At 65.8% G+C, this 22,439-nt stretch carries 13 protein-coding genes; 9 read left to right on the top strand and 4 right to left on the bottom strand.

The genetic code is table 11. The features are described 5' to 3' along the window. Window positions 1-32: 32 nt before the first annotated feature. The gene (gene purD, locus NED98_RS12870) at window positions 33-1,283 is read right to left on the bottom strand and encodes a phosphoribosylamine--glycine ligase (protein ID WP_265269130.1); all 1,251 of its coding nucleotides are present in this window, start codon (window positions 1,281-1,283) and stop codon (window positions 33-35) included. Here purD and xseA point away from each other — a divergent pair. The 4 genes from xseA (at window position 1,283) to NED98_RS12850 (ending at window position 7,417) form a co-directional block, all read left to right on the top strand. Continuing rightward, the gene (xseA, locus tag NED98_RS12865; RefSeq protein WP_265313271.1) at window positions 1,283-2,647 is read left to right on the top strand and encodes an exodeoxyribonuclease VII large subunit; all 1,365 of its coding nucleotides are present in this window, start codon (window positions 1,283-1,285) and stop codon (window positions 2,645-2,647) included. The two genes, purD and xseA, sit on opposite strands and share 1 nt — an antisense overlap. Before the next feature lie 14 nt (window positions 2,648-2,661). Further along, window positions 2,662-2,862: a DUF2093 domain-containing protein gene (locus NED98_RS12860; RefSeq protein ID WP_179510856.1), complete on the top strand. Its 201-nt coding sequence runs from the start codon at window positions 2,662-2,664 to the stop codon at window positions 2,860-2,862. Further along, entirely contained in the window at window positions 2,859-3,719 is an 861-nt protein-coding gene (locus NED98_RS12855; RefSeq protein ID WP_265313270.1) for a M23 family metallopeptidase, read from the top strand. Before NED98_RS12860 ends, NED98_RS12855 begins: the two co-directional genes overlap by 4 nt. Before the next feature lie 548 nt (window positions 3,720-4,267). Continuing rightward, window positions 4,268-7,417, top strand: a complete 3,150-nt coding sequence (locus NED98_RS12850; RefSeq protein ID WP_265313269.1) for a TonB-dependent receptor domain-containing protein — start codon at window positions 4,268-4,270, stop codon at window positions 7,415-7,417. A gap of 111 nt (window positions 7,418-7,528) precedes the next feature. Here the strand turns inward: NED98_RS12850 and NED98_RS12845 are convergent, their stop codons facing one another. Next, window positions 7,529-8,005 (bottom strand): hypothetical protein, encoded by a 477-nt coding sequence (locus tag NED98_RS12845; protein ID WP_265313268.1) that lies wholly within the window; start codon window positions 8,003-8,005, stop codon window positions 7,529-7,531. A gap of 277 nt (window positions 8,006-8,282) precedes the next feature. On the opposite strand from NED98_RS12845, the gene NED98_RS12840 reads away from it, so the two are divergent. From NED98_RS12840 to NED98_RS12820, 5 genes are all read left to right on the top strand, one after another. Then, window positions 8,283-11,450 carry a TonB-dependent receptor domain-containing protein gene (locus tag NED98_RS12840; protein WP_265313267.1) on the top strand — a complete coding sequence of 1,056 codons (3,168 nt, stop codon included), beginning with the start codon at window positions 8,283-8,285 and terminating at the stop codon, window positions 11,448-11,450. 113 nt (window positions 11,451-11,563) lie between these two features. Next, a complete protein-coding gene (locus NED98_RS12835) occupies window positions 11,564-13,582 on the top strand; it encodes a tetratricopeptide repeat-containing sulfotransferase family protein (RefSeq protein ID WP_265313266.1) in 2,019 nt (672 codons plus the stop codon). Then, entirely contained in the window at window positions 13,579-14,736 is a 1,158-nt protein-coding gene (locus NED98_RS12830) for an aspartyl/asparaginyl beta-hydroxylase domain-containing protein (protein WP_179510862.1), read from the top strand. Before NED98_RS12835 ends, NED98_RS12830 begins: the two co-directional genes overlap by 4 nt. 78 nt (window positions 14,737-14,814) lie before the next feature. After that, the gene (locus tag NED98_RS12825; RefSeq protein ID WP_179510863.1) at window positions 14,815-15,072 is read left to right on the top strand and encodes a hypothetical protein; all 258 of its coding nucleotides are present in this window, start codon (window positions 14,815-14,817) and stop codon (window positions 15,070-15,072) included. Window positions 15,073-15,094: 22 nt separating this feature from the next. After that, on the top strand, window positions 15,095-16,606 hold the full coding sequence (locus NED98_RS12820; RefSeq protein ID WP_265313265.1) for a putative 2OG-Fe(II) oxygenase: 1,512 nt from the start codon (window positions 15,095-15,097) through the stop codon (window positions 16,604-16,606). Between the two features lie 102 nt (window positions 16,607-16,708). Here NED98_RS12820 and NED98_RS12815 read toward each other — a convergent pair whose 3' ends face one another. Continuing rightward, window positions 16,709-19,591 (bottom strand): TonB-dependent receptor plug domain-containing protein, encoded by a 2,883-nt coding sequence (locus NED98_RS12815; RefSeq protein ID WP_265313264.1) that lies wholly within the window; start codon window positions 19,589-19,591, stop codon window positions 16,709-16,711. A 234-nt stretch (window positions 19,592-19,825) separates the two neighbouring features. Beyond that, a complete protein-coding gene (gene clpB / locus NED98_RS12810) occupies window positions 19,826-22,405 on the bottom strand; it encodes an ATP-dependent chaperone ClpB (RefSeq protein ID WP_265313263.1) in 2,580 nt (859 codons plus the stop codon). Window positions 22,406-22,439 lie beyond the last annotated feature (34 nt).

The raw sequence follows: 22,439 nt of genomic DNA, 5'->3' as shown, positions 1-22,439 counted from the left end.
GCTTGTCGCGCCCGGCTCCTTCTATCCAGCAATCAGATCGCGCGCCAGCCGATGTCGCGGCGGCAGAAACCATCCGGGAAATCGATCGCATCGACCGCGCGATAGGCCGCGGCCTGTGCGCTCTTCACATCCGCGCCGGTCGCGGTGACCGCAAGCACGCGCCCGCCGCTCGCGACCAATTTGCCGCCGGCGTCCTTCGTGCCGGCCTGAAATACCACCGCCCCGGTCGCTTGCGCCGCGTCGATCCCGCCGATCGCGCCGCCGCTTGTCGGGGTGCCCGGATAGCCCTTCGCCGCCATCACCACCGTCAGCGCCACCTCGGGCGAGAAGGCCGGTTCGGGCTCGTCGGCCAGCCGCCCTTCGGCCACCGCGAGCAGCAGCTCGACCAGATCGCCGGTGAAGCGCGCCATCAGCACCTGGCATTCGGGATCGCCGAAGCGGACGTTATATTCGATCAGCTTGGGGCCGTCGGCGGTCAGCATCAGCCCGGCATAGAGCACCCCGACATAGGGCGTGCCGGCCTCGGCCAGCGCGTCGATCGTCGGGCGGACGATCTCGCCCAGCGCACGTTCCTCCAGTTCGGGGGTCAGCACCGCCGCGGGGCTATAGGCACCCATCCCGCCGGTATTCGGTCCGGTATCGCCGTCGCCGACGCGCTTGTGATCCTGCGCCGAGCCGAACGCGGCGGTGACGGTGCCGTCGGACAGGACGAACAGGCTTGCCTCGGGTCCTTCGAGCATTTCCTCGATCACCGCCTCGGCCGGGCCGTCGGCGAACAACGCGTCGATCGCCGCCTCGGCCTCGGCGCGGCTCGTCGCCACCGTCACGCCCTTGCCCGCGGCGAGCCCGTCGGCCTTGATGACGCAGCGCTCGCCGAAATCGTCGAGCGCGGCGAGCGCGCCGTCCTTGCTCGTCACGCGGACATAAGCGGCGGTCGGGATGCCGACGCGCGCACACAGATCCTTGGTGAAGCCCTTCGATCCTTCGAGCTGCGCCGCCGCGCGGCCGGGGCCGAATACGGGGACGCCGATCGTGCGGAGATTGTCCGCCAACCCCTCGACCAGCGGCGCTTCCGGTCCGATCACCACCAGCCCGATCTTTTCGCGGCGGCAGAAATCGATCACCGCGCGATGATCGGTCACGTCGAGCGCGGCGATCGTCGCATGTTGCGCGATGCCGGGGTTGCCCGGCGCGGCGAACAGGGTATCGAGCCTGGGTGATTGCGCCAGCTTCCACGCCAGCGCATGTTCACGCCCACCGGAGCCGACAAGCAAAACGTTCAATGTCCGATCCCTTTCTTGATCCGCCGGGCCGGCTGGTAGCCGACGAAGCGCCCGGCAGCAACGCGCCCGCTCTCTCGGTGGGTGAGCTTTCGCAACGCCTCAAGCGCGTGGTGGAGGGCGAATTCGGCCATGTCCGCCTGCGCGGCGAGATTTCGGGCTATAAGCGCGTCGCGTCGGGCCACGCCTATCTCTGCCTCAAGGACGAGGCGGCGGTGATCGACGGGGTGATCTGGAAGGGGCAGGCGGCGCAGCTCGCCTTCCGCCCCGAGGACGGGATCGAGGTGATCGCCACCGGGCGGCTGACCACTTATCCCGGCCGATCCAAATATCAGATCGTCATCGAGCGGATGGAGCTGGCCGGCGCCGGCGCGCTGATGGCGTTGCTCGAAAAGCGCCGCGCCGCGCTCGCCGCCGAGGGGCTGTTCGACGCGAGCCGCAAGCGCCCGCTGCCGTTCCTGCCGCGCACGATCGGGGTGGTCACCTCGCCGACCGGGGCAGTGATCCGCGATATCCTCCACCGGCTCGAGGATCGCTGCCCGAGTCACGTCCTCGTCTGGCCGGTCAAGGTGCAGGGCGACGGCGCGGCGGCCGAGGTGGCGGCGGCGGTGCGCGGGTTCAACGCCTTGCCCGCGGCCCAGCGCCCCGATCTGATCATCGTCGCGCGCGGTGGCGGGTCGATCGAGGATTTGTGGGCGTTCAACGAGGAAGCGGTGGTGCGCGCGGTCGCCGCGTCGGAGATCCCGACGATCTCGGCGGTCGGGCATGAGACCGATACGACCTTGTGCGATTATGCCGCCGATCTGCGCGCGCCGACCCCCACCGCGGCGGCCGAGCTGGCGGTGCCGGTGCTCGCCGATCTCAGGCTGACGCTCGCCGCGCACACCCAGCGTGCCGAACGTTGCGCGCGCCGCTATGTCGAGCGCGGACGCGAGCGGCTCGAGGCGCAGGCGCGGTTGATGCCGACCCGCGACCGGTTGCTCGGCCCGCAGCGCCAGCGGCTCGACGATGCCGGGATGCGTGCCGATCGCGCGCTCGAACGCCGCGTCGCGCACACCCGCGGGAGCCTCGATCGCATCGCTGGCGCGCTCCGCCCCGCGGTGCTCGACCGCCGGTTGGAGGCGGCGCGGCAGCGGCTCGCCGATTTCGGGCGGCTGCTCGCGGCGGTCGATCCCGATGCCCCGCTGCAGCGCGGCTATGCCCGTGTCACCGCCCGCGCCGGCGCGACGCTGACGACCGTGGCGGCGGCGCGCGCCGCGGGCGCGGTGACGCTCCATTTCCGCGACGGCACGGTCGATGCCAGGGTTGAGGGCGGGCGCTCGCGTGCCTATGCTCAGCCCGAGCCCGAACAGCCTTCGTTATTATAGGTTTTGTCGATTCAATGTTGATGTCCAATTCCGATCGGCCCGCGCGGCTGCACTATCTCGCCAACGGCTTCCGCGTGCTGGTGCCGGGCGATCACGTCGTCTGCGCGGTCTCCGGCGCGCGGATCGCGCTGGAGGACCTGCGTTACTGGGACGTCGCGGGGCAGCGCGCCTTCGCCTCGGCAACGCTGGCGACCGAGGCGCTTTCGCCGCAATGATCCGCACGGGGCGGGGGGCGTTGCTCGCGCTGGCGGTGCTCTGCATGCCGGCAGCACACGCCCAGCCGCTCCGCACCTCGACCCTGCTGCCCCCGGCGGCATTCGGCCCGTTCACCGGGGTCGCACGGCAGGGGGCATTGCTGCTCGGCACCGCGCCCGCCGGGACGACGCAACTCACGCTCGACGACATGCCGATCGAGGTGGCGCGCGACGGACGTTTCCTGATCGCCTTCGATCGTGACGCCGGCCCGCACGCGTCGCTGGTCGCGATCCTCGCCGACGGGCGGCGCGTGACGAAGGAATTCGATGTCGCGCCGGGCGAATGGCGGATCGAGCGGCTCGATCGCGTCGCCAGGACGCCGGTGCCCGATGCGGAATTCGAGCGCCGTCGCCCCGCCGAACTCGAACAGATCAAGGCCGCGCGTCTGGTGCACAGCGATGCCGACGGCTGGCGCCAGCGCTTCATCTGGCCCGCGACCGGGCGCATTTCCGGATTGTTCGGCGCGCAACGTATCTATCGCGGCGAGCCGGGGGCGTATCACGGCGGGGTCGATATCGCGAAGCCCGCCGGCGCGCCGGTCGTGGCGCCGGCCGACGGGGTGGTGATCCTCGCCGCGCCCTCGCCGTTCACGCTGGAGGGCAACCTCCTGATGATCGATCACGGCATGGGGCTCAACAGCGCCTTTCTCCATCTGTCGAAGATCGAGGTGCGGGTCGGCGATCACCTCCGCCAGGGGCAGGAGATCGGCCGCGTCGGCGCGACCGGCCGCGCCTCCGGCCCGCATCTCCACTGGGCAATGATGTGGCAGGGCCGGCGGATCGATCCGATGCGTGTCGCCGGGGCGATGGCGCAATAGCCGGATACTGAAGGCGGTCGGCAGGTCCCGCAGCGGCTGCCGGCGGTCTGTATTCGCGCCCGCTTCACCTGCCGTCCTTCAGTATGGCTGTGCCATCCGTGATGTGGAATCGCGACGGTCAGGCGATGACGGACGGCGTCTTGCTCTCCGCTATGCCGATCATTCCGCAATGAATCCAATCATTGTCGTAAATATGTGGCGCATGAAGTGCTGCACATAATTCATGTCAAATTGTTTTAATCGTGGGATTTTCCGCGGTTTGTAAATTTATTTGATCCATGACTGCCTGTTGCGAACAGGCAACACAGAATTTGTGAACGTCGGATCAAGTAACAGATTCGATTTACATGAACCGAACATGACGTCACCTAGAAGATCGTAAATGGAGCTAAGAATCCCACTTATGTAATCTAAGGTAAAGTCGTGTCAACTTATGTAAAACAAAACGAGTTGTTGCGATTTTTCTTTATTTCTAGCGGACATTTCAGGGGCCGCGTCGAGATCGAGGGAATCAATTCTCCGGTCATCGAAATAGAGGAGGAAAATCAATGAAACGCTTTGCGACAATCTCGGCATTGAGGAGCGGCGCGGCACCCGCGGCGCTTGTTCTGGCGATGGTTCCGGTATCCGCTTACGCGCAGACCGCCCCCGGCACGCCCGCTGCACCGGCCGAGGCGGCGGCGACCCCCGACGTCGTGGTGACGGGCTCGCGCATCCCGCAATCGGTCAATGTCACCTCGGTCGCGCCGGTGACGGTGGTGAGCAACGAGGATCTCAAGCTGCAGGGCACGACCCGCGTCGAGGATCTGTTGAACTCGCTGCCGTCGGTCTTCGCGAGCCAGAGTTCTACCTTGTCCAACGGTGCATCCGGCACCGCAACGATCGATCTTCGCGGCCTCGGCACCAACCGCACGCTGACGCTGGTTAACGGTCGGCGCCTGCTGCCGGGTGATCCCAGCGGCGGTTCTGCGGCCGATATCAACATCATCCCCGCTGCGATGGTCAAACGCGTCGAAGTGCTGACCGGCGGCGCATCGTCGACTTATGGCGCGGATGCCGTGGCCGGCGTCGTCAACTTCATCATGGACACGGATTTCACCGGCGTTCGTTTCGACGGCCAGTACAGCTTCTACCAGCACAGCAACCGCAATAAGCTGATCCGACCGCTCCTCGATGTGCGTCAGGCGGCGGGGCTAGCTGGCTATGGCTATCCCGACGGCTCGGTCGCGGACGGCGGCGCGTTCGACGGCACGATGGCGATCGGCTCGAAATTCGCCGATGACCGCGGGCACGTGTCGGCTTATTTCGGCTATCGCAAGGTCAATCCGGTGCTCCAGTCGCGGCGCGACTACAGCGCCTGCACGATACAGAACACCGGCAGCGGCTCCTTGCGTTGCGGCGGCTCGGCGACGTCTGACAACGGTAATGCGCTGGTTTTCGTCGACGGTTCGGGCAGTTCGACCTTCTACACCTTCAGGCCGAACGGCGGCTTCGAAAATGCGGTGAGCCTGTATAACTTCGCGCCGCTGAATTATTATCAGCGCCCGGACGAGCGTTTTACGGCGGGCGCGTTCGTCAATTACGAGGTCAGCGACGGGTTCAAGCCGTATCTCGAATTCATGTTCATGGACGATCGCACCGTCGCGCAGATCGCGCCGTCGGGCGATTTCGGCAACACGCTGACGATCAATTGCGATAATCCGCTGATGTCGCCGGCGCAGCGTGCGGTGATCTGCGCCCGCCCGAACCTGATCAACGGCGCGCTGGGGAATTTTCCGCTGGCGACCGGCGCGGGCTACAATCCCAACCCGAACACCCCTGCCACGAACTTCATCGATCCGACGACCGGGCAGACCTATAACAAGGGCTTCTTCCAGCTCCTGCGCCGCAATGTCGAAGGCGGTCCGCGCCAGGCCGATTTGCAGCACACCAATTTCCGCGGTGTGCTCGGTGCGCGTGGCGATCTGGGCAAGGCCTGGTCGTATGATGCCTATTATCAGTACGGCAAGACGATCTACTCGCAGACCTACAGCAACGAATTTTCCGTCGCTCGTCTCGGGCGGGCCCTCGATGCGGTGACCGGACCGGCCAATTCCGCTTATGCGGGTCAGACGGTCTGCCGTTCGGTGCTCGACGGATCCGATCCGAACTGCGTGCCGTATAACGTGTTCGGTGGCGCCGGTGCGGCCAGCCCGGAGGCGATCAAATATCTCTCCGCTATCGGCTTCCAGCGCGGCCAGACGGTCGAGCAGGTCGCCAGCATGTCGTTCACCGGCCGGCTCGGCGAATATGGCATCATGTTGCCATGGGCCGAGGAGGGCATCGCCGTGAACATCGGTGGAGAATATCGCAAAGAAACGCTCGAGCTGCAGACCGACCAGGCGTTTCGGGACGGCGATCTGACCGGTCAGGGCGGTACGACCCAGCCGATCTCGGGCGGGTTCCGTGTCCTTGAAGTCTTCGGCGAAGCGCAGGTACCGCTGGTTCAGCGCAATTTCTTCTACGATCTGACGCTGACCGCCGGCTATCGTTATTCGGCCTATAAGACGACCGCCGGCAACACCTACAACACCAATACGTTCAAAGTTGGCGTCGATTTCGCGCCGATCCGCGACATCAAGTTCCGCGGATCGTTCAACCGTGCGGTGCGCGCGCCGAACGTTCAGGAACTGTTCTTAGCGCAGACCATGCAGCTTGCCGGGAACAACGATCCATGCTCGGGCATGATGATCACCGCGACCGATTATGGCTGTCTCGCGCAGGGACTCGCCGTGGGTCAGGCGACCCCGGGGAACCCGGCTGGGCAGTATAACGGTCTGCTAGGCGGCGTCGCGACGCTGCAGCCCGAAAAGGCAACAACCAAGTCGTTCGGGGTGGTGCTCCAGCCGAGCTTCCTGCCGCGCTTCGCATTGTCGGTCGATTGGTTCGATATCAAGGTGAGGGACTCGATCCGCGGGTTTGGCGCCGACGCGATCCTCCTCGATTGTACGTCCAAGGCAACCGCGACCTTCACACCAGAGACGTGCGGCCTGATCAATCGCGACGCGGGCGGCTCGATCTGGTTGACTTCGGGCGGCTATGTGATCGACCTGCCGAGCAATCGCGGCTCCCAGCAGACGCGCGGGCTCGAGATCAACGGCTCGTATACGCAGCCGGCCGGGGCGGCGGGTAACCTGACGCTCACGTTCAACGGCACCTATCTCGATGCCTATAAGGTCAACAACGGCCTGACCCAGCCTTATGATTGCGCCGGTCTTTATGGGCCGACCTGTAGCAAGGGTGGTACGGTCAATTCGGCGGCACCGCTGCCGCGCTGGCGGCACAAGGCGCGGCTGAACTGGCAGTTGCCGGCAGGCGTCGGGCTGTCGGCGCAATGGCGGTACATCAGTTCGGTCCGGGCCGAGACGACGGTCGATAACGAATCGCTCAAGGGCGCGAACAACTTCAACCCCGGCCTGCGCATCCCGGTGCAAAGCTATTTCGACCTCGCGGCTACCGCCACGGTTGCCACGGGCTATACCTTCCGGGTCGGCGTCAACAACTTGCTCGACAAACAGCCGCCGTTAATTACGTCGGGCAACGGCGGGCGCGCGGGGTCGAACCTGTGCCCGAGCGGTTCGTGCAACGGTAATACCTATCCGGCCGTCTATGACGCGCTGGGTCGTTACATCTACGCCGGCTTCACCCTCGACTTCTAAGCCGGGGATCAGCCTGAAAATCAGGGCGGTCGGCGTTATGCCGGCCGCCCTTTTTCGTATGTAACGTCGCGGAAACAATACCGCCGCGCAGCGATCGCCGCGCCGCCGCCGTCAAATCACCCGGCGCACCTTCACCCCCGGCGCATTGTCGACCCGCAGGATATAGCTGCCCAGCGCGCCGCGCCGCACCACGACGCTCACCCCCGGTTTGGGGTTCTTGAAGGTCGGTTTGCCGTCGGTCTGCGTCCACACGCTGCCGTCGTCGAGCTTGATTCGCCAGCCGTCGACGTCGGGCGTCGCGGAGACGATCTTGCCTTCGATCTGCGCCACCTCCTCGGCATCCTGTTCGTCACCGCGCCCGAACAAATGGAAGCTCGGGAGCGATAGGCCGAACAGCCCGCGCTTGGCCTCGCGCACCTGCTGCTTGTCGACGATCACCACCTCTTTCTTTGCAACCGCGTCATCAAGCGACGCGGCGGCGCGATCGAAACAGGCGAGCCGGGCGGCATCGTCCTTGAGCGCGCGGCAATCGATCAGATGCTGGAACGCGGGGGTGCGGCCAGGCGGCGTCTCCGCGTTCGCGACCATAGTTCCGGCCAGCAAAATCAAAGGGATACCGATGAACGGAAGCGCGCGATGCTTGATCAAGAACCCCTCCTGCGTGACGAGCCGGGCGGAGCATCTACGCTCTGTGGCGCCTGCGCAACACCCGAATAACAAACAAAAACCGGCAAGCCCGTTTCAATTTACAAAATGTGACGGAACGTTACGTGAAGAGACATAATTTGAGCGTGGCATGTTCAGGGACCGCGCCGGCGCCAGGGGAAACCACTCCTTGACCGCCGAAACAGAGGAGGAAAAATCAGTGAAGATCTCGGCATTGATGAACGGCTCCGCCCCCGCGGTTCTTGTTCTGGCGATGGTTTCTGTGCCTGCGTTCGCACAAACCACCCCCGGCGCTCCTGCAACCCTGCCTCCCGCCGAAACGGCCCAGGCGACGACCCCGGACGTGGTCGTGACGGGTTCGCGCATCCCGCAGTCGGTCAACGTCACGTCGGTCGCGCCGGTGACGGTGGTGAGCAACCAGGACCTCAAGCTGCAGGGCACGAGCCGCGTCGAGGACATGCTGAACACCCTTCCGTCGGTGTTCGCGAGCCAGGCCTCCACGCTGTCGAACGGTGCTGACGGCACCGCGACGATCGACCTTCGCGGTCTCGGCACCAACCGCACGCTGACCCTGGTCAACGGCCGCCGCCTGCTGCCGGGCGATCCGAGCAACACCAGCGGCTCGGCCGCCGACATCAACATCATCCCGGCCGCGATGATCAAGCGCGTCGAAGTGCTGACCGGCGGCGCATCGTCGACCTATGGCGCGGACGCCGTCGCCGGTGTCGTCAACTTCATCATGGACACGGATTTCACCGGCGTCCGCTTCGACGGCCAGTACAGCTTCTATCAGCACGACAACCGCGACAAGTTCCTGACCCCGCTGCTCAACGCGCGGCAGCAGGCCGGCCTGTCGAACTATGGCTATCCGACCGGCTCGGTCGCCGACGGCGGTTCGTTCGACGGCACGATGTCGATCGGCGCGAAGTTCGACGACAACCGCGGGCATGTGTCGGCCTATTTCGGCTATCGCAAGGTCAACCCGGTGCTCCAGTCGCGGCGCGACTATAGCTCGTGCGTGCTGCAGAACGCCGGTAGCGGCAAACCGCGTTGCGGTGGCTCGGCGACGTCGGATAACGGCAACGCGCTGCTGTTCAACGGTGGTCCTTCGTCGACGGTCTATACGTTCAAGCCGCACGGCGGGTTCGCCAATTCGACCAGCCTGTATAACTTCGCGCCGCTGAACTATTATCAGCGCCCGGACGAACGTTACACCGCGGGCGTGTTCGCGAACTACGAGGTCAGCGATCACTTCAAGCCGTACCTCGAATTCATGTTCATGGACGATCGCACCGTCGCGCAGATCGCGCCGTCGGGCGATTTCGGCAACACGCTGACGATCAACTGCGGTAATCCCGACACCCCGTCGGGGGCCGGTCGCAACCCGCTGATGTCGCAGGCGCAAGCCGACGTGATCTGCGCGCCGGTGAACCTGATCAACGGCTCGTTGGGTGGCTTCCCGCTCGCCGCCGGCGCTCCTTACAACACCAACCCGGGTGCTGCGCCGACGGTCTTCATCGATCCGACGACCGGGCAGCCCTATAACAAGGGCTATTTCCAGCTCCTGCGCCGCAACGTCGAGGGCGGTCCGCGTCAGGCCGATCTGCAGCACACCAATTTCCGCGGCGTGCTCGGCGCGCGTGGCGATCTGGGCAAGGCCTGGTCGTATGATGCTTATTATCAGTACGGCAAGACCAACTATTCGCAGATCTACAGCAACGAATTCTCGGCCGTCCGCCTTGCGCGCGCGCTCGATGTGGTGACCGGGCCGAACGGCACCCCGGTTTGCCGCTCGACGCTCGACGGGTCGGATCCGAACTGCGTGCCGTACAACGTCTTCGGCGGTGCGGGCGCAGCCAGCCCGGCATCGGTGAACTACCTGTCCGCGACTGGTTTCCAGCACGGCCAGACCACCGAGCAGGTCGCCAACGTGTCGTTCACCGGCCGTCTCGGCGAATATGGGCTCAAGACGCCCTGGGCGGAAGATGGCATCGGCGTGAACATCGGTGCGGAATATCGCAACGAAACGCTCGAGCTGCAGACCGATCAGGAATTCCAGACCGGCGATCTCACCGGTCAAGGCGGCGCGACCCTGCCGATCAAGGGCGGGTTCCACGTCTACGAAGTCTTCGGCGAAGCCCAGATTCCGATCGCGCACAACAGCTTCATCTACGATTTGACGCTGAACGCGGGTTACCGTTATTCGGCCTATAAGACGACTGCCGGGAAGACCTACAACACCGATACCTACAAGATCGGCGTGGACTTCTCGCCGATCCGCGACATCAAGTTCCGCGGGTCGTTCAACCGCGCGGCGCGCGCGCCGAACATCCAGGAATTGTTCGCAACCCAGGTCGTTGCGCTCGACGGATCGAAGGATCCGTGCGCGGGCATCACGATCGCCGCCAACAATTATGGCTGTCTTGCGCAGGGCCTCCTCGCCGGTCAGAAGATTTCCGCCAATCCGTCGGGCCAGTATAACGGCCTGATCGGCGGCGTTCAGACGCTGACCCCGGAAAAGGCGACCACCAAGTCGTTGGGCGTGGTGCTTCAGCCGCGGTTCCTGCCGCGCCTGGCGCTGTCGGTCGACTGGTTCGACATCAAGATCCGGAATGCGATCCGCTCGCTCGGGCCTGATGCGGTCCTTTCGGACTGCGTGACGAACGCGACTGCGACCTTCACGCCGGTATCGTGCAGCCTCGTGCATCGCGATGCGGGCGGCTCGCTCTGGCTGACGCCGGGCGGCTATGTGGTCGACCTGCCGAGCAACAACAGCACGCAGGAAACCCGCGGTATCGAGGTCAACGGTTCGTACAGCCAGCCCGTCGGCAATCTGGGCAATCTGTCGCTGACCTTCAACGGCACCTATCTCGATGCCTATAAGGTCAACAACGGCCTGACCCAGCCCTATGATTGCGCCGGTCTCTATGGCCCGGTCTGCAGTAAGGGCGGCACGACCGACGCCGGCTCGCCGATGCCGCGCTGGCGGCACAAGACCCGCCTGACCTGGCAGCTGCCGGAAGGCATCGGCCTGTCGGCGCAGTGGCGCTATATCGGTCCGGTTCGCGCCGAGACGACGGTCAACAACCAGACGCTGCAGGGCGCCAACCCGCTCAACCCGGGGCTGCGTATCCCGTCGTACAGCTACTTCGACCTTTCGGCGACGGCCACGGTCGGCACCGGCTATACGTTCCGGATCGGCGTCAACAACATCTTCGACAAGCAGCCGCCGTTCGTCACCTCGGGTAACGCGGGCCTCGACGGGTCCAACCTGTGCCCGACCGGTCCGTGCAACGGCAACACCTATCCGGCGGTCTATGACGCGCTGGGTCGTTACATCTACGCCGGCTTCACCCTCGACTTCTAAGCCGGGGATCAGCCTGAAAATCGGGGCGGTCGGCGATAAGCCGGCCGCCCTTTTTCGTGCGACGCAAAATGGAGATTGCCTGTGCCCGCGGCGACGTCCAAAAATCGTCCGCGATGACCAGCACGATGACCGCCGATCAGATTACCGCCCACGCGCTCCGCGACGCGATGACCGCGGCGCGCACCGGCAATCTCGCGCGGGCCGGCCAGATCGCCGAGCAGGCGCTCGTGGCCGGCGGGGACGTGGTGCCGCTCAACGCCTTCCTCGGCATGGTGCGTGCGCGCGCCGGCGACGCGGCGGGATCGATCAGGCATCTGCGCGTCGCGCATCAGGGGAAACCGGGCGATGCGACGATCGCATGCAATCTCATCGCTGCGCTGGCCGATAGCGGTGATCAGGAAGGCGCGCTGGATGTCGCCACGCTGGCGCTGGCGCGCGCCGACCCCAGCCTGCGCGTGGCGCGATATCGCGCGTTCCTCGCGCAGTCGCTCGAACGCTTCGGCGACGCGGTCGAGGCTTATGATCATATCGTCGCGCTGGCGCCGAACGATTTCGAAAGCTGGAACAACCTCGGCAATGCGCGGTCAGCGACGGGCGATACCGATGGCGCGGTCGCCGCGCTGGAGCGCGCGGTGGCGCTCGATCCGAATGCCGCCCCGACGCGGCTCAACCTCGCCTCGGCGCTGCGCGCGGCCGATCGCGGCGCAGAGGCCGAAGCCGTGCTGCGCCAGGCGATCGCCGACTTCCCCGGCGATGCCCGGCCGCACCACGATCTCTACGTGCTGTTCAAGGAACTCGGCCGCGATCCGCCGGCGCTGGAGGCGATCGAAGCGGCGGTCGCACTCGATCCGGCGAATGCGAATCTGCAATTCAAGGCCGCGGTCGAATATGGCATCGTGCCGCGGGTCGAGGAGGCGGAGCGCGCCTATCTGGCGGCGCTCACGCTCGATCCGCTGCTGACCGACGCCTATCTCGGGCTCGCGATCCAATATGAACATACCAATCGCGAGGAAGAGTTCGCGCCGCTGCTCGCGCGTGGTGAGGCGGCCGGGGTGGATGCGGGCGCGCTCGCCTTCATCCGTGCGATGGAACTCCGCCGTGCCGGCCGCTTCGACGAAGCGCTCGCCGAGCTGGATCATGTCCCCGCCGAGATCGAACCGGAACGCACCGTGCATATCCGCGCCACCTTGCTCGATCGCCTCGGACGAAGCGACGAAGCGTTCGCCTGCTTCAGCGAGACCAATCGATTGCACGCCGAGGATGCGTCCGACCCGCTCGGACGGGCGGCGCAGTGGCGCGACGTGCTGGAGCGCGAAATCGCGATGATGACCCCGGAATGGGCGGCGAGCTGGCGCCCGCTCGATCCGGCGCCCTTGTCCGACACCGCCGATCCCGTGTTTCTCGTCGGTTTCCCGCGCTCGGGTACGACCTTGCTCGATACGATCCTGATGGGGCACCCCGATACGGTCGTGCTGGAGGAGCGGCCGCCACTCAATCTGGTCGACGAGCGGCTCGGCGGCGCCGAGGCGTTGCCGACGCTGGATGAGGCGGGCGTCGCCGCCGCGCGCGCGCATTATTACGAGGAAGTCGCGAAGCTGGCGACGCTGCGGCCGGGAATGGCGCTGGTCGATAAGTCGCCGCTGTTCCTGCACAAGGCGCTGTTGATCAAGCGGCTGTTTCCGCGCGCGCGCATCATCCTTGCGCTGCGGCATCCGTGCGACGTGGTGCTGAGCTGCTATATCAGCAATTTCAAGCTCAACTCCGCAATGTCCAATTTCCTGCGGCTGGACGATGCCGCGAATTTTTACGATCTGACCTTCCGCCATTGGGAGGCGGCGCGCGCGCTGGTTCCCCTCGATGTCTATCCGATCGTCTATGAGCGGCTGATCGAGGATGTCGAAGGAACGGTGCGGCCGCTGTTCGAGCATCTCGGGCTCGAATGGCACGAGGCGGCGATCGATCACCGCCGGACCGCGCGCGAGCGCGGCTTCATCACCACCGCGAGCTATTCGCAGGTGACGGAGCCGATCTACAAACGCGCCGCGGGCCGGTGGCAGCGATATCGCGAGCATCTCGCCCCGATCCTGCCCGTGCTCCAACCCTGGATAGAGAGGTTCGGCTACAGCCTATGACGGCAAATGGGGGGGCGGATCGCGGGGTGGAACAGGCGCTGGCGGCGGGTGATTTCGGCCGCGCACTCGAATTGCTGCGCGCGGCGTCGGCGGCAAATCCGGGCGATATCGACACCTTGCTCAAACTCGCCGGGGTAAGCCGCGCCGCGGGCCGGCCGCGCGAGGCGCTCGACGCGGTGCATCGCGCGCTCGCGCTCTCGCCGCTGCATTTCACCGCGCTGCTGCTGCGCGCGAGCCTGCTGCAGCGACTGGACGAGGCAAAAGCCGGCGAAGCGTGGGGAGAGGCGCTGGCGCAGCGCCCGGCGGGCGCCTTGCCGCCCCCGTTGGCGGCGGCGGTGGCCGAGGCCGAAGCGCGTCACGCGGCATGGCTGGCGGCGCGCGAGGAGAGACTGGCGGCGGCGATGGCCCCCGTCGAGGCTACAGCCGGTGATGACGAGCGCCGCCGCATCGCGCGCTTCCGCAGCAACGCGCTGCGCCGGACCCGCCCGTTTCACAGCGAGCCGACGCATTTCTTCTTCCCCGAGCTTACCGAGCGCGAGTTCCACCCGCGCGCGCGCTTCCCGTGGCTCACCGATCTGGAGGCCGCGACCGAGGAGATCGCCGCCGAATTGCAGGCGCTGCTCGCCGCGAACCGCGCCGAGCTGGTGCCTTATATCCAATATCCCGATCATCTGCCGATGCGGCAGTGGCAGCCGCTCAACCACAATCCCGACTGGAGCGCGATCCATCTGCTGCAGAACGGGCGGCGCATCGACGGCAATGCCGATCAATGCCCGCGGACGATGGCGCTGATCGATCGCCTGCCGCAACCCGATGTGCCGGGCGCCTCGCCCAATGCGATGTTCTCGCTGCTCGCGCCGCGCACGCATATCCCGCCGCATGTCGGCGTGAGCAACGCCCGGCTCGTTTGCCATTTGCCGCTGATCGTGCCGGAGGGGTGCTGGTTCCGCGTCGGCGGCGAGAGGCGCGATTGGCGGCGCGGCGAGGCGTTCGTCTTCGACGATACGATCGAGCATGAGGCGATGAACCCCAGCGACCGGCTACGCGTCGTGTTCATTTTCGACGTCTGGCACCCCGATCTCAGCCCGACCGAGCGCGCGGCAGTAACCGCGCTGATCGAGGCCGAAGGCAAGGGAGAGCGCGCGGGACTGTAACGAACACCCCGCGAACCGCTTTGCGCGGGTAACCGAATCGCGCTATCAAATCCGCAGGGACTTCGAAAGATACCGCATATGCGTTCGCTTCGTTACGCAATTGTACTTACTGCGCTTATTGGCAGCGCGGCCCCCGCATTGGCGGATGACGCCAAGCCCCGTCCGAAGGCGGATCCCAACCGGCTGATCTGCGAGGACCAGCCGGTGCTCGGCAGCCGGCTTGGCGGAAAACGGATATGCCTGACGCGGGCGCAATGGGACGATAAATATCGTCAGGAGCGCCAGATGATCGAGCGGTCGCAGGTCAATTCGTGCCAGAAGGGCGCGGGCTGCTGATCGTCGCCCGGCGCCGTCGCGGATGACCTTCGCCGAGGCGCTTGCCGCAGTCACTGCCGCACCCGGGGATCCGGACGCGCTGGATGATCTCGCGCGTGCGGCGATGGCGGAAGGAGAGGAGGAACGGGCGCTCGATCGCCTGCTGCCTGCCGCGCGGCAGGCGGGCCGCAATCCGTTATTGTGGCAATGGAGCGGTTTGCTCGCGCGCGCGCTCGAACGGCATGATGTCGCGCTCGCTGCATTCGAACGGGCGGTCGCCAATGCCCCCGGCGATGCCGGTATCGCGCACGGCCACGCCCGCGTTGCGATGGAGGCCGGGGCGCCGGCGGTCGCGCTGTTTGCGCGCGCCCGGCAACTGGCGCCTAACGACGCGGGCGTCCTGCTGGGCGAGGCCGCGGCGCGCTTCGCGGTCGGCAAGATCGAGGCCGCGATCGGGGGGTTGGAGCCGGTCGTCACGGCCAATCCGGGCTGGATCGAAGGCCATGATACGATCGCGCAATTGCGCGCGCTCGCCGGCGATCGCGCCCATGCATTCGCTTCCTATGATCGCGCGCTGGCCGTTGCGCCGCGTCATCCGCCATTGTGGCATGGGCTGGTGGCGCTGCACATTCGCGGCGAAGACTATCGCGCGGCGCTCGCGACGATCGCGCGCGCGCGTGCCGCGCTCGGCCCCAACCCCGATCTCGATGCGCAGGAGGCGATCGCGCGGGGCGAGACCGGCGATCTCGCCGGCGCCGAGCGTCTCTATGCATTGCCGCATGTTCGCACTGCGCCCGGAATGGCGGTGTGGCGGGTACGGCACTTGCTTCGCGCGGCCCGGCTCGATGAGGCAAGCAAGTTGGTCGAAGTCGGGCTCGAGGCTGCCGACGGTGCGATGTGGCCTTATGCGGCGATTACGTGGCGGTTGACCGGCGATCCGCGGCTGGCCTGGCTTGAGGGTGATCCGCGGCTCGTTTCGGTGGTCGACCTTGCCGATCGACTGCCGTCGCTCGAGCGTGTCGCCGAGGTCTTGCGCGGCATACATCGCGCGCGGGGCGCGCATCTCGATCAGTCGGTCCGCGGCGGCACGCAGACCGACGGCCCGCTCTTCGCGCGTATCGATCCCGAAATTCGCGCCCTGCGCGCGGCGGTGGTCGAGGCGGTCGCGCAGCACGTCGCGCAATTGCCGCCGCCGGATGCGCGTCACCCCACCTTGTCGAAGCGGCGCGACCGCGCACCGCGCTTCGCGGGCTCGTGGTCGGTGCGGCTGGTGGGGCAGGGGCATCACGTCAACCACGTTCACCCGCAAGGCTGGATCAGTTCCGCTCTTTACGTTGCGCTGCCCGAAGCGACCGCGGATGGCGGTGCGCACGCCGGCTGGCTGACGATCGGCGGCCCGCAGGCATCGCTCGGTCTCGCTCTGCCGCCGACGCGCATGATCGAGCCCAAGCCCGGCCGGCTGGTGCTGTTTCCGTCGACGATGTGGCACGGCACGGAGCCGTTTCCGGCGGGCGAACGGCTCACCGTCGCGTTCGACGTGCTACCGCCGATCTGACGGCGCCGCCCGGCTCGGGCGCCTGACAGCGACATTGGAGGCAAAAGAAAAGGGCGGCTGTTCGTTGAACAGCCGCCCGTCATTAGGTTGTTACCGTCGTTATCAGAACTTGAACGTCGCACCTGCGTAGATCATGCGGCCGTACAGGTCATAGGTATTCGCAACGGTGTTGGTGCCGGGCCAGCTGACCGGGCTCGTGTCACCGAAGAACGGCGGCTTCTTGTCGAACAGGTTGTTCACGCCGACGTAGAGTTCCATCTTCCGGGTATCGCCAACCAGGAACTTGCCCTGGATGTTGTGATACCAATAGGCCGGAATACGGGTGGAGTCGCTGTCGGCCGGGAGATTATCCCACAGCGGCCCGAGGTATTCGACGCGGTAGTTGAACTGGAAGTTGCTGCTGCCCAGCGTGAAGTTACCGACGACATGGTCCTTGAAGCCCGAGCCGAGGCGGCCGCAGTTATAGCAATCGGCCTGGCCGAGCTCGTCCTGCACCGGACCACCCGGGAACGGCGTCTGCTCCTGCTTGAAGCGATGGTTGTACATCACGTCCATGTCGAGCTTCCACTCGCCCGTAATCGGCACCGAATAACGGCCCTGGATATCCAGACCGGAGACCAGATACGAACCGGTATTCAGGTTGATCGCGTTGACGCGGGTAATGAACCCGTTGGCATCGCGAACGACGTTGTTGCAGAACAACGGATTGCCGCCGGTGAAGCACTCGTCGATCGAGGTCTGCTGACCGATGATGCCGATCGCGTTCTTCACCTTGATGTGGTAATAATCCACCGTCAGGCTGAGGTTGCGAATGGCCCGCGGCGTGAACACCACACCAGCGGTAATCGTGTCGGCGGTTTCGGCCTTCAGGTTCGGGTTGCCGCCGACCAGACCGTCGATCGTCTGCAGCTGCGACGTCGTGTAGGTGAAGCTGCCGCGATTGGCGACCGTCTTGGCGATCCCCGGAATGGCCGCGCAGCCCGCGGGAAGCGGGCCGGTCGGCGTGCCGTCGCCGCCATTGCCGCCGCCCTGATCGCACGGATCGGTGACCGCGAGGAAGGTCTGGCTCTGCGCCGAGAACAGCTCGCTGATGTTCGGCGCACGCGTCGCGCGGGCATAGACCGCCCGGAAGCGGACATCGGGAACCGGGGCGTAGGTTGCGCCGCCCTTGAAGCTCCAGATCCCGCCGATCGTCGAATAATCGGCGTAGCGTGCGGCGCCTTCGAGGCCGAGATAGTAGAGGCCCGGACGGTCCTCGACGATCGGCGCGTCGATTTCGACGAACGCTTCCTTCACATTGAACTTGCCCTTGGTGTTCGACAGCTGGTTGCCCGCGCTGAGACCCGCCTGGGTGAACGGATCGAACACTTCCGAGCTCTTTTCGTGACGATATTCGCCGCCGAACGCGATCGAGATCGGCTTGCCCCACAGCGAGAACAGTTCGCCGGTGACGCTGCCCGAAATCACGTCCTGCTTCACGTTCGCCAGATAGTCGTACAGCACGTTCTGGCCGTTGACGACGTTGACCGAGCCGCCGCCCTCGAGCGCGATCGTCCGGGTCGGCCCGGTGTAGGTCTGCAGGAACTTCGAGGCCGCCGCGGAGACCGTGTTGTACCCGAAGATGTTCATCGGGACGCAACCCGCCGCACGCGCCGCGGGATCGCTGCACTGCACCTGGCCGTTCGGGCCGATCTCGTTACTCAGCGCCGCGCCGTAGTTCGGCATGTAGATCGACTGCGAATAGGTGTGGTCGCGCGTCTGCGAGTGTTCATAGTACAGATCGTACTTCCACTTGCTGTCGCTCGTGATGTCACCCTTCACGCCCAGCACACCGCGCCAGTAATCGCGGTTGTTGTTGTTGCTGCGGCTGAAGATGTCGTTCGACCGACGACGGAACTGGATCACGTCGACGCCGTTCGCGATCGCGGCCTGACGGATCGCGTCGGGAACATAGGGGCTGGTGATCGGGATGCCGGCATAGGCCGAACCGTCGAAGTTGAGCGCGGCGCCCGGCCCGCTGTTGGCGATCGCCGACGGCTCGAGCGACGAGCTCGAGTTGGTGCGTGCATATTGGCCCTGGAAATAGACCTTGAACGCGTCGGAGAAGTCGTAGTTCGCCAGCAACGTGCCCATGTAGCGCTCGACCGGCACCGACAGGTAGCGATCGTGATCGCGGTTGTAACCGTCGATGTTGGCGCCCTGGTAGCGCTTCACGGCATTTTGCGGCGTGAAGGTGTAGGTGCGCCCGCTCGCCGCGGAGAATTGCGTCTGATCGGCATTGCTGACGTCGAACAGGCCCTGCGCCGCATAGGAGCTGCGCGCCGGAAAGTCGTTCGCCGAGAAGCTGCGATCGCGCGAACGCAGGCCGTGGTCGTCATCGTAGCTGAAGTTCGCGACGACATGGCCGCGCCCGTCGCTGAACGACTTGCCGCCGGTGACCGAGACGTACTGACGCCCGGCATCGCCCTTGTCGGAGATCGTGTTCTGGCCGCGGACCGACAGACCTTCGAACTTGTCCTTGAGGACGAAGTTGACGACGCCCGCGACCGCTTCCGAACCGTAAACCGCCGAAGCGCCGCCGGTCACGACATCGACGCGCTCGACCAGGTCGGTCGGGATGTTGTTGATGTCAGCCGCCGAGGTGCCGGCGATACCGACGGTACGACGACCGTCGATCAGGACCAGCGTGCGCGACGAACCGAGGTTGCGCAGGTTGACGGTCGCCTGGCCGTTGCCGGTGGTCGAGAAGTTCGAGCTCGTGCGGCTGAAGTTCTGGCCGACCTGCGGCAGCGTGGCGAGCACGTCCTGGATGTTCGCCGCGCCGGTCTGCTGGATCCGCTCGAGGCTGACGCTCTGGATCGGCACCGAAGCCTGCAGTTCGGGCCGCGCGATACGCGAACCGGTGACGACGACGTCGGCGGTCTCGTCCGCCGGCTGGGTGGCGGACGGCGCGGGCTGCGTCGTGTCCTGTGCATGCGCCTGCATCGCGATCAAGCTCGATCCGAGGATCAAAGCCGAAGCAAGCACACGCCTCTTCGCATGGAATTGCATATGTATAACCCCTCTACGGCGCTGCGGCCGTGATACGCTTAGTGCGGCCGTACGATGTGAGAGGCCGCATGAGGGATCGGCTAAACCCGGTAGCCTTGCTGTCGCAATGGGAAACGGCGCCGCGCCAGAAAGTTGACGCGACGCCGTGGTTTACGTGTCACACTATCGTCATTTGACGGTCAGTACGAGCTTCCCATCCCCCTCGTCGACATCGACGGTGGCCCCATCCTTCACCTCGCCGCGCAGGATCAGCTCGGCGAGCGGGTCCTGCAGATAGCGCTGCACCGCGCGTTTCAGCGGTCGTGCGCCATAGACGGGATCGTATCCCACCCGGCCGAGCCACGCGCGCGCGGCATCGGTCAGCGCCAGCGTCACCTTGCGGTCGGCGAGCAGCTTCTGGACCCGCCCGACCTGGATATCGACGATCGGCCCCATATGCGCCTGCCCCAACCGATGGAACAGGATGATCTCGTCGAGCCGGTTGAGGAATTCCGGGCGGAAATGCGCGCGGACCACCTCCATCACCTGTCCCTCGACCTTCTCGACATCCTCGCCCTCGCCGAGATTGGCGAGATACTGGCTACCGAGGTTCGAGGTGAGGATGATCAGCGTGTTCGAGAAGTCGACCGTGCGGCCCTGGCCGTCGGTCAGCCGCCCATCGTCGAGCACCTGCAGCAAGACATTGAACACATCGCCGTGCGCCTTTTCAACTTCGTCGAACAGCACGACCTGATAGGGCCGCCGCCGCACCGCCTCGGTCAGTACGCCGCCTTCCTCATAGCCGACATAGCCGGGAGGCGCGCCGATCAGCCGCGAGACGGCGTGCTTCTCCATGAATTCGCTCATGTCGATCCGCACCATCGCGTTGGGATCGTCGAACAGGAATTCGGCGAGTGCCTTGGTCAGCTCGGTCTTGCCCACACCCGTCGGCCCGAGGAACAGGAACGAGCCGAGCGGCCGGTTCGGGTCCTGCAGCCCGGCGCGCGCGCGGCGAACGGCGGTCGAGACCGCGCGTACCGCCTGATCCTGCCCGATCACGCGCTGGCCGATCACCTGCTCCATCCGCAGCAGCTTCTCGCGCTCGCCTTCGAGCATCCGGTCGACCGGCACTCCGGTCCAGCGGCTGACGACGCTGGCGATATCGTCGGCGGTCACTTCCTCGCGCAGCATCGCGCCCTTGGTCGCGCCCTGCGCTTCCTCGAGCTGCTTCTGAAGGCCGGGGATCGTGCCGTAGGACAGCTCACCCGCGCGCGCGAGATCGCCGTCGCGCTGCGCCTGCTCCAGCGCGATGCGCGCCGCGTCGAGCTGTTCCTTGAGCTTGGCCTCGGCGCCGATCTTGTCCTTCTCGGCCTGCCAGCGCTGGGTCAGCTCGGCCGATTGCTCCTCGAGATTGGCGAGCTCGCTCTCGAGATTGGCGAGCCGGTCGCGTGACGCGGCATCGCTTTCCTTCTTGAGCGCCTCGCGCTCGATCTTGAGCTGGATGATGCGGCGATCGAGCGTCTCGATCTCCTCGGGCTTGCTCTCCACCTCCATGCGGATGCGGCTCGCCGCCTCGTCCATCAGGTCGATCGCTTTATCGGGCAGGAAGCGATCGGTGATGTAACGATTGCTCAGCGTCGCCGCCGCGACGATCGCGCCGTCGGTGATCCGCACGCCGTGGTGCAGCTCGTAACGGTCCTTCAGCCCGCGCAGGATCGAGATCGTATCCTCGACGGTCGGTTCGCCGACGAACACCGGCTGGAACCGCCGCTGCAACGCCGGATCTTTCTCGACATATTTGCGATATTCGTCGAGCGTCGTCGCGCCGACGCAATGCAGCTCGCCGCGCGCCAGCGCGGGCTTGAGCAAATTGGAGGCGTCCATCGCGCCATCCGATTTGCCTGCGCCGATCAGCGTGTGCATCTCGTCGATGAACAGGATGATATCGCCCTCGGCGGCCTTCACCTCGTCGAGCACGCCCTTCAGGCGCTCCTCGAACTCGCCGCGATATTTGGCGCCCGCGATCAGCGCGCCCATGTCGAGCGCCATCAAGGTACGGTTCTTGAGCGTATCGGGCACGTCGCCATTGGCGATGCGCAGCGCGAGGCCCTCGGCGATCGCGGTCTTGCCGACGCCCGGTTCGCCGATCAGCGCCGGATTGTTCTTGGTGCGGCGCGCGAGGATCTGGATGGTGCGACGGATTTCCTCGTCGCGGCCGATCACCGGATCGAGCTTGCCGTCCTTCGCTGCCTGGGTCAGGTCGCGCGCGAATTTCTTGAGCGCGTCATAGCGATCCTCCGCCGAGGCGGTGTCGGCGGTGCGCCCGCCGCGCAACTGGTTGATCGCGGCGTTGAGCGCCTCCGGGGTCACCCCCGCGGTCTTGAGCGCCTTGCCCGCCGGGGTGTTGAGCGCGAGCGCCAACGCGACGAGCAGCCGCTCGACGGTGACATAGCTGTCGCCCGATTTCTGCGCGATCTGCTCGGCGGCATCGAGCATGCGCACCGCGTCATTGTTGAGTCCCGGCGTGGTCTGCGCGCCCGAGCCGGAGACCGCGGGGATCTTCGACAGCGCCAGATCGGTCTCGGTCGCGGCACGCCGCGCGTCGCCCCCCGCGGACTGGATCAGCCCGGCGGCCATGCCCTGTTCGTCTTCGAGCAGCGCCTTGAGCAGATGCTCGGGCGTGATCTGCTGGTGGTTCATGCGGATCGCGACGGTCTGCGCCGATTGCAGGAAACCCTTGGCGCGGTCGGTGAATTTTTCGAGGTTCATATTGCTCCCCTTGAGATGCCCGAGGATGTAATGT

This window comes from Sphingomonas lycopersici (assembly GCF_026130605.1).
Taxonomy (GTDB): Bacteria; Pseudomonadota; Alphaproteobacteria; order Sphingomonadales; family Sphingomonadaceae; genus Sphingomonas; species Sphingomonas lycopersici.
Note: the sequence above shows the minus strand (reverse complement) of the source record. Positions and strands in the feature narration are given on the sequence as shown.